General features: G+C 63.6%; 13 protein-coding genes. 8 read left to right on the top strand and 5 right to left on the bottom strand.

Translation table 11 applies throughout. The features are described 5' to 3' along the window. The first annotated feature begins 10 nt into the window (after nt 1-10). From BO1_RS18905 to BO1_RS18885, 5 genes are all read left to right on the top strand, one after another. On the top strand, nt 11-532 hold the full coding sequence (locus BO1_RS18905) for a hypothetical protein (RefSeq protein WP_028218898.1): 522 nt from the start codon (nt 11-13) through the stop codon (nt 530-532). Further along, a complete protein-coding gene (locus tag BO1_RS18900; protein ID WP_322788533.1) occupies nt 519-749 on the top strand; it encodes a hypothetical protein in 231 nt (76 codons plus the stop codon). Before BO1_RS18905 ends, BO1_RS18900 begins: the two co-directional genes overlap by 14 nt. Continuing rightward, nucleotides 742-1,347 (top strand): DUF4400 domain-containing protein, encoded by a 606-nt coding sequence (locus tag BO1_RS18895; protein WP_028218896.1) that lies wholly within the window; start codon nt 742-744, stop codon nt 1,345-1,347. Before BO1_RS18900 ends, BO1_RS18895 begins: the two co-directional genes overlap by 8 nt. A 229-nt stretch (nt 1,348-1,576) precedes the next feature. Next, nucleotides 1,577-2,449: a hypothetical protein gene (locus BO1_RS18890; RefSeq protein WP_028218895.1), complete on the top strand. Its 873-nt coding sequence runs from the start codon at nt 1,577-1,579 to the stop codon at nt 2,447-2,449. Between the two features lie 10 nt (nt 2,450-2,459). Continuing rightward, nucleotides 2,460-4,172 (top strand): ATP-dependent helicase, encoded by a 1,713-nt coding sequence (locus BO1_RS18885; protein WP_028218894.1) that lies wholly within the window; start codon nt 2,460-2,462, stop codon nt 4,170-4,172. A gap of 131 nt (nt 4,173-4,303) precedes the next feature. Here the strand turns inward: BO1_RS18885 and BO1_RS51695 are convergent, their stop codons facing one another. The 5 genes from BO1_RS51695 to BO1_RS18860 all read right to left on the bottom strand — a co-directional run bounded on the left by BO1_RS51695 (nt 4,304) and on the right by BO1_RS18860 (nt 9,092). After that, nucleotides 4,304-5,221, bottom strand: a complete 918-nt coding sequence (locus BO1_RS51695) for a nucleotidyl transferase AbiEii/AbiGii toxin family protein (RefSeq protein ID WP_043285395.1) — start codon at nt 5,219-5,221, stop codon at nt 4,304-4,306. Then, complete coding sequence (locus tag BO1_RS18875) at nt 5,199-6,269, bottom strand: type IV toxin-antitoxin system AbiEi family antitoxin (protein WP_028218893.1); 1,071 nt, start codon at nt 6,267-6,269, stop codon at nt 5,199-5,201. Before BO1_RS18875 ends, BO1_RS51695 begins: the two co-directional genes overlap by 23 nt. An 898-nt stretch (nt 6,270-7,167) precedes the next feature. Beyond that, the gene (locus BO1_RS51690) at nt 7,168-7,587 is read right to left on the bottom strand and encodes a bactofilin family protein (protein WP_043285394.1); all 420 of its coding nucleotides are present in this window, start codon (nt 7,585-7,587) and stop codon (nt 7,168-7,170) included. An 11-nt stretch (nt 7,588-7,598) separates the two neighbouring features. Further along, nucleotides 7,599-8,447: a hypothetical protein gene (locus tag BO1_RS18865; protein ID WP_156992313.1), complete on the bottom strand. Its 849-nt coding sequence runs from the start codon at nt 8,445-8,447 to the stop codon at nt 7,599-7,601. 30 nt (nt 8,448-8,477) lie between these two features. Then, complete coding sequence (locus BO1_RS18860) at nt 8,478-9,092, bottom strand: AcaB family transcriptional regulator (RefSeq protein ID WP_028218891.1); 615 nt, start codon at nt 9,090-9,092, stop codon at nt 8,478-8,480. A gap of 642 nt (nt 9,093-9,734) precedes the next feature. On the opposite strand from BO1_RS18860, the gene BO1_RS18855 reads away from it, so the two are divergent. From BO1_RS18855 to BO1_RS18845, 3 genes are all read left to right on the top strand, one after another. Then, nucleotides 9,735-10,004, top strand: coding sequence for a DUF7696 family protein (locus tag BO1_RS18855; protein ID WP_028218890.1), 270 nt, complete (start codon nt 9,735-9,737; stop codon nt 10,002-10,004). Then, nucleotides 10,001-11,323, top strand: coding sequence for a recombination directionality factor (locus BO1_RS18850; protein WP_028218889.1), 1,323 nt, complete (start codon nt 10,001-10,003; stop codon nt 11,321-11,323). The genes BO1_RS18855 and BO1_RS18850 overlap by 4 nt, the downstream gene beginning before the upstream one ends. 109 nt (nt 11,324-11,432) lie before the next feature. Next, the gene (locus tag BO1_RS18845; protein WP_028218888.1) at nt 11,433-12,815 is read left to right on the top strand and encodes a metallophosphoesterase family protein; all 1,383 of its coding nucleotides are present in this window, start codon (nt 11,433-11,435) and stop codon (nt 12,813-12,815) included. The last annotated feature ends 137 nt before the right edge of the window (nt 12,816-12,952 follow it).

Here is a 12,952-nt window from a genome sequence, read left to right as displayed (position 1 = left end):
TAAAAAAGGCATGACTTCCACTGTGTTCAAAAAAATCATTCGCGACTACAAGCTCTCCGGGCACCTCGTGCCGGTGTTCACGCTTGCGCCCGAACTGGAGCTCGCGTGCTCGCGTCTGGCCGATTTCATCGGCGAGCGGTTCGTCGGAGAGCGCGAACCGCTCATGCGCGAGATGCTCGAGGACGGACTGGCGGGGTACAAAGGCGTACGCAAGACCGGCGAGCCGCACGTTGCCTTCATGCAGGGCCTCTTTCGCCGCGCGCACCTGCTGTACGCGCGGCGCTACGTGGCACGGCAGGGCGAACGCCTCCACATCTGGTCGCCGATGTTTGAACCCGTGACCGTGTTCGAGGCGCGCTTTTCCGATTGCACCATCGAGATGGTCGACGAGGCGTGTCCGGAGCGCATCACGCACAAGACCGCGGCTTTCCAGCTTGCCGCGCGCGCGCTCACCGGAGAGGGATTCCGGCTTTACTTCGAGGACTACGATGTCGCTCACAGCTACCCTGATAGCGAAATTGTCGGGGCTTGACCCGGACGCCGCGAGGCGCGCACTCTCGACGGCTGCGGCCCAGGATGACGCCGCAGCGCCCGCGCCGCGCGAGTTCGCACGCGGCCGGGGCGCGCGGGCCTATGGCCTTGCCATCGTGATCGTACGCAATCCGGTTCGCTTCTGGATCAGCGTCGCCGGCCTGATCGCATTTCCCGCCTATCTGATCTTCCGTATCGGAGCGTCGCTTCATGGCTAGCAGCAGCCGGTTCGTGCGGCACGTGAAGTGGTGGTTCTTCGTTGTGCCACTGCTCGCAAGCGTCCTTCTTCCCATCATCCCGGACCGCGGGCTGTTCGAGATCAGCGCTGCGGAATCGCAGTCGACAGTACGGGCGCTCGGAGACGAACGTGCATCGAACGCGGTCGACACGACGAATCTCCTGTTTCGCCGCTTTTTCGTGACGACCGGCGCGGTCCAGGCGACCCTGAGCGCGGGGGGCGACGACGGATTCGACGCGGACGGCACCCGCAGCTTCGCGCAGGGGTGGGGCCGCCACTTCTGGATGCTCATGTACCGCGCGCTCTACCGCGCGGTGGTGATGAAGGCCTGGCTCGCTGGAACGGTCGTGCTATGCACCGCTGCGTGGGTTGACGGGACCATGCGGCGCAAGATCCGCGCGGCCGCCGCGGGTTTCGCAAGCCCGCTCTCATTCCACCTGGCGATGCACGGCGTACTCATGGTGCTCGGCAGTGCGTTCGTCGTTCTCGTGCTGCCCGTGCCCATTATCGCGCAGTGGTGGACGATCCTCGCCATCTTCCTCCCTTTGCTCCTTTGGATCGTGAGTTCGTCGGCCTGAACCACGCACCTTTTCCGTTTCTGTTCCCGAAAAGCGCACGAAAACGTGAGCTTTTTGCATTTAAGCGTTTAGGCGCCTAAACGGGCGCGGCGTTTCTTGACCGGGAGAACGGTGCCGGGCCGAAAGCCCCTTCATTTCCACGCGTTTTGCCCGCGCGTGTCGGTCCGACCTCGCAACAATAGGTGAATGCCGCGCGCTCGTGCGCGTGCAACTTTCCCGGGAGCCCGACATGAGCACCAACAACGAAGACACGATCCAGATCGGCGACGCGGCAATCGGTACCGCTCTCGCGACGCCACTTCAGGCGGGTAACGTGCTGTATGAAGCCGTAGCCGGGTTGGCCAACGTGACCGATGGCGCAGACGACGGTGAGCTGGAGAACGAGCTCCAGCAAATGGAGAACGACGCGACAACGCTGCAACGCGAGGGCATGATCAGCGAGTCGGAAGCCGACGACAAGCGTCAGCAGGTTGAGCGCACCCGTCGCTTCTTCCGTGACCTGCCACCTGCGGAGCGCGTCGCGATCATCCGCCGTCGCCGTGAGATTGGGCGCCAACTGCTCGACAAGCAGCTTGCCGGTGCGGCGATCGTGCCCGCAACGGTTCGTCTGAACCATACCCGTCTGCGGCCGCTCTTCGAACAATGGTGGCCGTATCTCAACCGCATGAGCCTGAACATCCAGCGCTTCGGCAACACGACGTTTGGCGAGCAGGAAAAGGAAGTCGTGAGCGCGTGGTTCGAAAAGCAGCTGGAAGCGCTTGAGGCGTATGTGGATGAGCAGTTCCAGGTCGCGGACCGCTTTCGTGGACGGACCGAGCGCGAGATGACCACGCGCGGTGACATCGTGTTCCGTCCGGCCGTCACCAAGCCCTCCCTGGAGATCACGGTCGAGGCGTACTCCCGCTTCTCGATGCGCCTGCTTGCTGTGATCATGCGCTTTGACCGTGTGATGGACAACTTCGATTTCCTCGTCTGGAATGGCGCACGTGACCAGTCCGATGTCGACGAGGAAACCGGGCGCTTCCTTCGAAAGTTCCACCCGGTCGGCGTGCGCGGCTACATGAGCCATCTTCGCCTGATGACCACGGTTCGAGGCCTCTGAGCGACGCGCCATGCTCGACGGCCTGAACCCCCGGCAACTCGAAGTCGCGCAGGCGCGGGGGCACTGCCTGGCAGTGGCGTGCCCCGGCGCTGGCAAGACGAAAACCATCGCGTCCAAGGCTGCGTCGCTGCTCGCGGCTCCCGGCAGCAGGGTTGGGGCGGTTACTTTCAGCAAGGACGCGGCCATGGAACTGCGCGAGCGTATCCTCGCGCTCGCCGGCGCGGGCGCGAAAGCGCGTCTGATCGCGGGCACGTTTCACTCGTTGGGCTTCCGGCAGATTGGACGCCCGGGCGGTAAGCGTCGTGACATTGCATCGGAGGGTGACCGGACCGGCCTGCTCATCCGCGTGCTTGCGGAGACGGGGCTGAACTGGAAAGTCGAGGAGGCCGTGCCGGTCATCGAGCAACTCAAGACTGGCGTGACCCACGCGATCGAAGGGTCACCCGAGGAGATCCTGTACACGGCATACGAGGACGCACTCGCGCGCAACGGCAAGATCGACTTCCAGGACATGTTGCGCCTGGCGATCGCGGGTATGGAGTCGGGTGACATTGAACCATACGCGTTCACCCATCTGCTCGTCGATGAGTTCCAGGATACCGACCCGCTTCAGTACCGGTGGGTGGAGCTGCATGCCGCCGCCGGCGCGCACGTGACCGTGGTGGGTGACGACGACCAGAGCATCTACGGCTTTCGTGCTGCGATGGGGTTTCGCGGCATGGAGGGCTTCGCGACGAAGTTCGACGCCCAGCGCGTCGTGCTCGGGAGCAACTACCGTTGCCGCTCAGAGATCCTGGCCGCTGCCGACCGCCTCATCCAGCACAACACCGACCGGATCGCAAAGGTTCTACACGCGGAAAAAGGCGCGGGCGGTACCGTCGTGGCGCGCCGCTTCAACGACGAATACGAGGACGCGACGGCCGCCATCGAGGCGCTGCAGCCGTTGCTCGCAGCGGGGCAGTCGTGCGCAATCCTCTCGCGTACCAACCGCGTGCTGGATCCGATCGAGTCGGTGTGCCGCTCGCACGGCGTGAAGTACTACCGCGCCTCGGGTCGCTCCGTGCTTGACCAGCCCGAAGGTGCGCTCATGTGCAACCTGCTGCAGATCGTGCAACGCGTGAAGCTCAACGGACTGGACGCCGTTCTTGGCTACGCGGGCATGAGCACGCGCGACCTGACGGCGCTGCACAACGCCATGGGCACGACGCTCGTGCAGAAGCAGAAGAAAGATCTGGTCGCGCTTGGCCTGCACGAAGAGAACGCAACGGCCTATCGAGGCTTCATGAAGCGCTTCGCCGAGTGGCAGGCACTGTGCGAGAGGCAGTTCTACTCGCTGGCGCTCGAGGGCGTGCGCGAGTGGATGATGCTGTATGTACGCAAGGAATCAGCGGAGCGCGCGATCGTCGCGACCTACGACGTGATCGCTCGATTGAATGGGTCATTCAGCGAGCGCATCGAGTTCCTGAAGCGGGCGAACAACGAGCCCGCGCCCGATGCACTCGTACTGACGACGATGCACAGTTCGAAAGGGCTGGAGTGGGACCACGTCTGGATCACGCGCTCGGAAGAGAGCGTGGTGCCTGACCAGAAGAGCCCTGAGCCGGAGGAGCGGCGGCTCTTTTACGTCGCGATGACACGTGCACGGGAAACACTTACGATCACCTCAATCCGCAAGAACCCGCCGACGCGTTTCATCCACGAATCCCAGGTGCCCGAGGCCTGACGGTCCATTCCGCCTGTTACGGCCGGAGTCTGAATGTCGGCGTAATTCGCGACGTGGTTCACCCCGCACCCGCAACCTGCAGTCGCAAGTTCGATGGCGGAGGTCGGCGCGGCGCAGGTTGCCGACGCAGCCTAGCCCTGAGCGGCAGCTCCGGTCGCGCCGTCGGCCGCCGGCTCGATCATGAACTGCGCCCTGAAGGCATCAAGCAGGTCGTCGGAATCGTCGACGAACTCACCGAACGCGAGCGTCGCGGCGCGCGCGAGCAGGTCGGCCTTAAGCGTTGCATAGGTCGCCTGTGTCTGCAGGATGGCGCGCACGGCTTCCCTGGTTTCGGGGTACGCGACGTCCCGTGCCTCCCGCCCGAGCAGGCCTGCGGCCGCGATTTCGGCGTTGAAGTCGCAGGCTTCGAGCAGATCCAGCCCCTCGTCATACAAGCGCATTTCGTTTCCGGCGGAAAAGAACTGGCGCAGCACGAAGAGCAGATCCGAAGCGTCGGTGCTCTTCTGGGTCCGCCGGTCTTGCCACGCCATGAGCTTGAGCAGCACGAAAGCGGGAATCGTTACGACGGGGACCACGACACCTTCGCCGATATCGACCTCCTGTGCCGTGTCGACGGCTTCCTGGAAGCCGAGCACGTTCATTACGATATCGCCGTCAGGCGGCCACGCGATGGCGCCCGGCGGCGCTTCCAGCGGTCCGAACGGCACGAGGTCGAGCTGCACGCCATACGTGTCCCCCTTGCGACGGAATATGAGCTTCTGCTGGGCCTTCGCGTCGCGTGTGAACTGGCCGGTCGCGAGTAGCTCGTCGATGAGGCGCTGGTGAAATTCCCAACTGATCGCGCACACCGCTACGTCCACGTCCCGCGTGGCGGTCGGCGCCTTCACGCCGTGCAGGTGCAAGAACTGGATGTCACGGGCGGTGGCGCCAGCGAGCACGAACCGCGTGCCGAGTGTCTCGCAGGCGGTCTTCACGGCGGCGAGCAGGGCAATGGCGAGGGGGGCCACCGGCCGTTCGGCCGGCACCTTAACGATCAAGGAAGCGTTCATGGATGGTCTGTGCAACGGCGTGGTTCCGGCTGTCGCCAGAGGCGATCAGGTCGGCGTAGACGAGGAGGGGATGAACGACACCCGGCGGGACGTCCCAGCGTTGTTCCGCACGCTCTGGCCAGAATGACTCGAGTATCTCGACCTCGCCATGAGGGTCTGGGCGCAGGCGAGCTGCCGCCATAAGGGGCGGTGCAGCCCCACCGTGCGCATAAATTGTCACCGACACGGGCTTGTTCTCGTGTGTGAGGGCTTCCGCGGCGCACTCTCCACCCAGGCGGGCGTTGAAGTCCTGCAGCGGTGCGCTTTTCCACCAGTCAATCCCTACATTGGTGGTGTAGCGCCGCGAGGCCAGCTTTGTGCGCAGCCCGGTGGGGTACAGCGTGGCCCAGTCCTTGTTGAACTGTTGCCGGTCAGCGATCATCCGGCGGTCCTTCTTTTTGATGACCAGCCGGCGCGCGACGAGATCATCGACCGCCAGGTTGACCGTGTTCAGCGCTACCCCGGACGCGTCTGCGATGGTGCGGTAAGGCTGCTCCACGAGGTCGGGCTGGGTGGCGAGCGCAAACGACACACGCAGCCCCTTCGGGGTCGTCGAGCGCGAGGTCAGGTCGGTGTGCTTGAGCCTGGGTGCTCGGCGGCCCGTGATCATGACCGTTGCCTCCGGCTCGTCGAGGTAGACGTTCCCCGCTGTGTCCAGAAACGGTACACGGTTGGCGATGAGAGTCGCGGCGAGCCTGGACGACACGTGGTTGGTGACCACCATCAGCGGCCGGCCGGCTGCGGGGTCGAGCCGGCCTCGTGGCCGGTTTCGTACGATAGCGGTGGCATCGTAGACTGCCCGGGAGGGTGCATTGGGGGAGATGACCACGGGCATATCGAACTGCTTGCCCGAAACGGTGAAGTGGATCGCCGCGTCAGCCATTTCCGGGTGATTGGTCACGTCAAGGCGGGGCGCGGCGAGAAATCGCTGCGTGGAGTCTGCAAAGGCTTCGCACGCCAGGCTAAGCGCCATCTGCTTTGAGGCGGAGAGGCGGACGGTAGCAGCCATCAGGGAAGTCCTCGTGTACGTTAGATAGTCAGTGTATGCTAAGAACGTACGCAATACAAATAACGTACAAACGGCTGGCCGAGCCAGGATTTCTGGGCACTCCCGCCGGTCGCCGCGAGCGCATGTACGTTCCGGGTGCGTGTACGCTAAAAGCGTACCGAAAGACAAACCGTACACGATCGGGATGATAGGGGGACAGAGCACGCTGGTGCCGACGCCCATCAACGGCGCCTGGCGCTGTTCGCGGCAAGCCGGAGCGGCGCGGTACAGCGCTGCTTTACTTACGCGCGCATCGCAAGACTAGGTGTGGCCGACGCGGCGCAAGTTATCTGCGCGTGACGTGGCTCTTTCACGCGCGTTACACGCGATGGACGATGTGGATCGGATCGCCGCGCTCGCTTGCACGTTTTCTCATGCTTGTACGTGAAAAACGTACGTGGCAATAAAACCGTATGCGCGAGGCATTTGGCACCAGGCGGAGGGAACGTCAGTCAGGTGCCCGGGTGCTGGCTTCATCAGCCTTGGCGACCCATCGCGGACTGTCGAAAGAAACCTGGCAAGTGTCTAAAAACTCGAACTCGCGGGGAGTCAGGCCCATATTCAAGCGCCTGTCGAAAACGGGGTCGGGGGCAACGCTGCACCAGAACTCCAACGTCTTGAGATCGAGACCAGGCCGAAGTGACGATAAGGGCAAACCGATATCGTCAGCTTCACAAAGGCTTTCCCGATCTCGCGACGGCGCCACGGCTCAACGACGTAGATATCCTTGATGCAGTTTGTCTCCGTAAGCTGCAGCGGGTTCACGATCAGCCAGCCAGTTGCTGAGACTATAGCGCCGGCCGTGTCATCGCCGTTTCCTCTCCGGGGGCTGCGTGAATCCCGAGGTCACATGAGATTTCTACACCGAGGCAACAGCGCCGCGCGGCAGCGGTTGCACGTTCGACGTCTCCGGCTGTGCGGTTGGTTCGTTTTCGATGACCAGTTCGCGCGCGACGCGCTTGAGCTGGCCTTCCAGCGATGCAGACGGTCCGAGCCGGATCGTGCCGCAGTAGAAGATGTTGCCCTTCACGCGGCCGTTGATTTCCAGCGAACCGCGCGCATGCACGTCGCCTTCGACCGTGCCGTCGACGCGCACGTGTTCGCCTTCGACCTGGCCTTTCACCAGACCGCCAGGCCCGACGTGCAGTAGCCCTTCGTTAGTGATCATGTTCCCGTCGACGATCCCAAAGAGGCTCACGCCATGGTCGAGAATGAGATTGCCCTCGATTGCCGAACCGGGCGCGAGCAGCGTGACGCTGAGCGTGTTTTGCGGTTTCATGCTGCGGTCCTTCAGAAGAGTTGTACGTCGCCGTTGCGCTGCACGGGAGCTGCCAGCTGCCTGGCGGTTTCGGTGCTCGTCGGCTGTTCCGTGCGCGCCGGCGAGGTATGGGCGCGTGCCATACGCCGTACGACGTGTCGCGGTGCCGGTTGATCTTCCTTCGGTGCGGAGGGAGCGGCGGCGGCAGTCGGTACTGCATCCGGCGCGGGCTTGACGGCTGCCGTTGCGCTCGCCACAGGTTGTGCTTCATGCGTGACGTGCTGACGCAATGGCGAGGCAAGTGCCTTCTGTTCTTCGTTCGTGCGTGGCGGCGTTGCTGGATTGGCCAGTTCACTTTCGCGTGTCCGTGGCGCCTGGCGCAGCAGGGCGGCCGGGTCAACGGCAGCGCTCCAGTTCGCACGACCGTTATCAGTGAGCAGATCCTTCGATGTAAGTGCCGGTGCCGACGCGGCCAGTGCTGGCGCGTCAGGCGGGCCGCCCGCTTGCACCTGGGTCGCGGTCCCTGGCTGCAGGCTGGGCGAGCCAGGAGCTTGCGCTTGTTCGTTGTGAACCATCGGCCACAAATGCGCCGCACCCACGCCGAGCGCTGCACATATTGTCGCGGCGCCCGCAGTCATGAGCGCGCCACGGCCGAGCTGCCAACGGGCATTCCACGCTCGCCGCACAGGTGACATACTGGCTGCGGGTTCGTGCGAGAGCTGGAGCGGTGCCGGCAGTGCCCGAACCTGGCCTTCCAGGTCAATGACGAAGTGTTCGCGGGCATAGCGCGCATGCAGCGCCTGAACCTCGCGAAGGTCGATTTCCATGCAGTTCTCCTCACTTGGGTACCATCGGGCGTAGCCATCCAGCGTCGAAGTCAAGCTGGAAGCGACCGACGATCGGGCGGATTCTCAGCTTTCGCGGCGCGTGCCGTCGAAGTCGTACTCTTCGTTGTCAGGCATGCACAACTGCACGATGTGCTTGAGTTTCTTTTCGGCGTTCGCGAGCGTGGCTGTGCAGCGCTCCTCGCTCAGCAGGCGGGAAGAGTGGGCAGACCATGCGCGGGCAAACAGGCGTTCGTATTGAGTCAGGCACCGGACAAGCTGCCCTGCGAGCGGGCGCTTCACCTCGAGCTCAATCGTCTCGTAACGCCTGGGAATATTGAGTGCGCCGAGCTGCTCAGTCCACGTGATCGCCTTCGTGAACCACTCACTGGTCTCACGCATCGCCCGATCGAGCACGCGCAGCTTGCCGTCGCGTGCGACCGAAATCTTCGCTGCGCAGAAGTTGTAGTCCGAGCGGACAAAGGAGCGAACGAAGATTGAGCTGTACTTCAGGACCGTCACCTGGGCGGAATCCGGAATGATCTTCTCGTAGCGTGTGTCGCTAGTCAGGCGTTCGATGGGTTTGAGTCGCGTGCCTGAAGGAGCGCCAGTGAGGGAGGCGGGTGCATCCGGCGCACCGCCCTGTGCGTCGTCGTCGGGTGTTTCTTCCGGGTTCGGCTCAGTTTCAGGAACGGCGGCCATGAAGTTATTCTGGTGTGGTCTCTCTCACCTGTCATTGTGTTCCTGGTTCGTCTGCAGATTTCCGGCAAAAGCTGCACGATATTGGCCACCATTCCGGGCGCACCACCTCGCGTTTTTGGCGATACTGACTCCATTGCACGCGTCTTCTGACGCATCGACCGCGACTCCGTAGCCCGGAGTCCATCTACTGCCCCAAGTCGTGCCTTCACGGCATGCTCCGACCAGCTGGCTGCTGGTGTGGAATATCTCTCGTGCTGAGCAGCTCGCCACCTGCTCCCCTCTCGTCAGTCGTAATACTCGTTGCCGGCCGCATGCATTTGCGCCGCGACATCGTTCGAGCCCGGATATTCGGGTGTCTCTCTCAAGACCCATCCGGGTAGAACGATCGAAGTGGACTGACCCGTGAACCTGCGGCGAAAACTTCTGTTTTCGGAAAAGGGCTGTTCGCGCGACGTGATCATGTCGCGCCGGGAACGACCTTGCGTTCCCTGTTATGAGCCTTGCGGCTCCCTGTGCGCCACGTCCCCGGAAGGGACGTGGCGTATGGGTCATCTTCATCCGAATCCAGAACGCGCTCCTCTTGCCAGGTGAGCGCGTTTTTTTTCGTCCTGCGCTTTTCATCCCCTCTCCAGAGGCGCTCCCATGCTTCTTCCCAATGGTCTTGACCAGCGCATCGCCGACACGATCAGCAGCACGATCGAAAGCGAGCGCGCCAACACCGACACCACGACGCTCGCCTGGCGCGCGCGCTGTGAGGTCGCCCAGATCGCGATGCTCGCCGACAGCGAACGCCGCGTTGTCCTGTCCCATATCGCCACACGCCGCGGAGAGGCGGCGGCATCGAACCTGGCGCAGTCGGCCAGCGAGATGCGCACCTCGGCGATCTTCTTTCTTGCAAGGAAACCCTCATGAACGCTGTCGTTCCGCTGGGCGCTGCGCCCGTGCGCAGCATCGTCGAGGAGCGTGCACCTCGCGCTCCCGTCATCGGTCGGATTCGTCCCGGCATCAAGGTCCTGACGTCGGCCGCCAGGCAAAACGAAATCGCCGTCAGGCTCTACGAGCAGTTGGTCGCTGCCGGCGAGTCGTTCGAGAAGATCGGCGACGAGATCGAGCGACGCTGCAAGATCAGAAACGCGCTCGCTCCGCGCAACGTCCCGTACTTCACCTGCCGTCGTTCGGACTTCACCAACCCCGACGTGGCCGACGAAATCCTGCGTCTCTATGGCGAGGATCGCGGTGACGGACTGAAGCTCTATCGCTTCCCCGTTGTCTTTGCCTTCAACGACTGGATGGGCAACATCCCGAACGAGATGGCGACGTGGGGCACGACCGGACGCAAGTTCTTCTCCGAATACGGCGTCGACGGCACGCGTTTCTGCAAGCAGTACGCGCAGCCAGCACGTGATGCACGCGCCCAGCGTGCACAACGCAATTTTGGTCCGCGTTCGATCATCCTGCGGCAGGACGACGTCATTCCCGATGGCGTATGCAATCCGCAGATGTGCCCGCAGTATCAGGCGCGGCAATGCAACCTCTCGGCGCGCTTCATCTTCGCGATTCCCGAAATCAGGGGGCTCGGTCTTGTTGAGTTGCCAACCAACTCGATCTACGTGCTGCAGAAGGCGTATTCGGCGATGCAGACCGTGGCGCTTGCGCGCGGCAGGCTCACCGACACGCGCTTCTGGATCTCGAAGCGCGAGTTCGAGATTACGCGGATCAACGAGCAGGGCGAGCCGGTGCGCCAGATGCAGATGCTCACCGTGCTCGATGCGGACATCGACATCAGTGCGCTGCTCGACGGAGCCGAGGATCACCCACCAGCGCTTGCGGCGGCATCGGAAGCTGCGATGCGGCTGGAAGGCGCGGCAAACGTGTATCCCCTCAAGCCTGCAGAAGAAGCGGCGATTGACCCGGGTGACGTTCCGACCGGAGGTGATGCGCGCGCAAGCAATGTCGACGGACCGCGTGGGCAGCCCGACGCATCCTCGACAGAGGAGACGCTCGAGGATAAACGCGAGCGCATGTCGGACCTGCTCAGCCGCCTGGGACTCAACGCCGAGGACCGGCAGCGTGACTTCCGGGTCTTCGGTCATGCAGCATACGGCCGCGGCTGGGCGCAACGTCCGGCCGATGTCGACAGCATGAACGCGCGCCTCGCGGCCGCACTCGAAAATCGCGGCGAGCTGGATCGCGAGATCGGGATCGCGGTTCGTGCAGCGATGCCCGACTGACCGCGGCCGGCCCCGGTCGGGGCCGGCTGTCTTTCCCTTCGCCGCAGGACGACGTCTATCCCATCGAGGCTGCCTTCGGGCGGCCATTATTCGTTTACGGAGGTGTGTCTTGAAGATCGCACATTTTTCTGACCTGCATTACTCGCCGGAGCGTCTCGATGAAGCCGACCGCTGCTTCGGGTTCGCCATACACGACGCGATCATGCGCGGCGCCCGCGTGGCCGTCGTCTCCGGTGACTCGACTGACCACCGGCTCGACGCCCATTCGCCGGCACTCGTCACGCTTGCGCGCCGGATTCACCGTCTGGCGGCCTCCATGCCTGTGATCATGCTGCAGGGCACGTTTTCGCATGAGCCGCCCGGCACGCTGGACATCTTTGCGCTTATCGGCTCGACCAGCGAGGTGTTCATCGCGAGCCGGATCCAGCAGGTCGCTTTCGCGAATGGGCGCTTTCTCGCATCAGCGGGGCCTGTCTTCACCGGGGGCGAGCTCGCGCAAGTGCTGGCGATGAACCCGGAGGCCGTGTTCACCTGTCTGCCGACCGTCAACAAGGGGCAGTTTGCAGTGAGTGTTGGCGCACTCGCCGCGGCGACGGATCTCGGCGATGTGCTCGCGATGTATCTGGCAGCGTCAGGTCAGGTGAACGCGAGGCTGCGCGAGGCGGGCATCGCAACCGTCGGTATCTCACACGGCACGGTGGTGGGCTGTGAGACGGAGCACGGCGTCACGATGGCGGGCCTCGATCACGAGTTCTCGCTCTCGGCGCTCTTCGATGCGCAGTGCTCAGCCTTCATGCTCGGCCACGTCCACAAACACCAGATGTGGGAGCGCGGCGGGCGGCGCGTAGCCTACGCGGGCTCGATCGGCCGGTTTCACTTTGGGGAGCAGGGCGAGAAGGGTTACCTGTTATGGGAGGTGGATACCTATGCGGCCTGGGCCGAACTGGTCCCCACGCCCACGCGGCGCATGGTGTGCATCGATTTCGATGGTCCGCCCGACATGGAGCGTCTCGCGCAATTTGCGGGCGAGGCCGGTGACGCGTTCGTGCGCGTTCGCTGGCAGGTCGATGAGGAGCACCGGCAGTCGGTCGATCGCGCGGCAATCGAGGCGATGTTCGCAAATGCACGGGGTGTGAAGATCGAGCCGCGCATTCTCCCGGTCGTGCGCAGCCGCGCACAGGGCATCAGCCTGGAGACGTCGGTCGATGCAAAGCTCAGTCGCTGGTGCGAAGTCGCAAACGTGAATGCAGCCTCCGTGCTCGCACGTCTGCAACTGCTCGAAACCGGAGACGCGAACGCGATCGCCGATGCGGTACTGGTTCAACTCGACCAGGCGCCTGCGGTCATGCTGTCGACACTTGTCGTGGACGCGTCTGCAACTGAAGCAATCCCGCCTGACGATTTTCCCGTCGTCGCCTCACCCGCGCCCAGCGCGAACGGCGCGACAGGGAAAGCGCTTGACTGGCTGGAAGGCGATCTCTTTGCGGCTTGACTAGCCGCCATCCAGTGAGCGGGGCCTGGACGGCCCGCTCACTCGTGGACACAGCCGTGTCCCGCCAGTGCGCTCGTCGACAAGCGTGCTGCCGGAACAAGGTTCACCCGCGCCACAGGCGCATCGATCGCAGCAAC

Origin of the sequence: Paraburkholderia oxyphila NBRC 105797 (genome assembly GCF_000685075.1) — a bacterium.
In the GTDB taxonomy this organism is placed as follows: domain Bacteria; phylum Pseudomonadota; class Gammaproteobacteria; order Burkholderiales; family Burkholderiaceae; genus Paraburkholderia; species Paraburkholderia oxyphila.
The sequence above is the reverse complement of the archived record's forward strand: the minus strand, read 5'-3'. Positions and strand labels throughout refer to the sequence as shown.

What these genes read in the sequence shown, in the direction of transcription:
- BO1_RS18860 (WP_028218891.1), bottom strand. Translation starts at nt 9,092, where the DNA reads ATGGCCGCCGTTCCTGAAACTGAGCCGAACCCGGAAGAAACACCCGAC.
- BO1_RS18905 (WP_028218898.1), top strand. Translation starts at nt 11, where the DNA reads ATGACTTCCACTGTGTTCAAAAAAATCATTCGCGACTACAAGCTCTCC.
- BO1_RS18855 (WP_028218890.1), top strand. Translation starts at nt 9,735, where the DNA reads ATGCTTCTTCCCAATGGTCTTGACCAGCGCATCGCCGACACGATCAGC.
- BO1_RS51690 (WP_043285394.1), bottom strand. Translation starts at nt 7,587, where the DNA reads ATGAAACCGCAAAACACGCTCAGCGTCACGCTGCTCGCGCCCGGTTCG.
- BO1_RS18850 (WP_028218889.1), top strand. Translation starts at nt 10,001, where the DNA reads ATGAACGCTGTCGTTCCGCTGGGCGCTGCGCCCGTGCGCAGCATCGTC.
- BO1_RS18895 (WP_028218896.1), top strand. Translation starts at nt 742, where the DNA reads ATGGCTAGCAGCAGCCGGTTCGTGCGGCACGTGAAGTGGTGGTTCTTC.
- BO1_RS18890 (WP_028218895.1), top strand. Translation starts at nt 1,577, where the DNA reads ATGAGCACCAACAACGAAGACACGATCCAGATCGGCGACGCGGCAATC.
- BO1_RS18885 (WP_028218894.1), top strand. Translation starts at nt 2,460, where the DNA reads ATGCTCGACGGCCTGAACCCCCGGCAACTCGAAGTCGCGCAGGCGCGG.
- BO1_RS51695 (WP_043285395.1), bottom strand. Translation starts at nt 5,221, where the DNA reads ATGAACGCTTCCTTGATCGTTAAGGTGCCGGCCGAACGGCCGGTGGCC.
- BO1_RS18875 (WP_028218893.1), bottom strand. Translation starts at nt 6,269, where the DNA reads ATGGCTGCTACCGTCCGCCTCTCCGCCTCAAAGCAGATGGCGCTTAGC.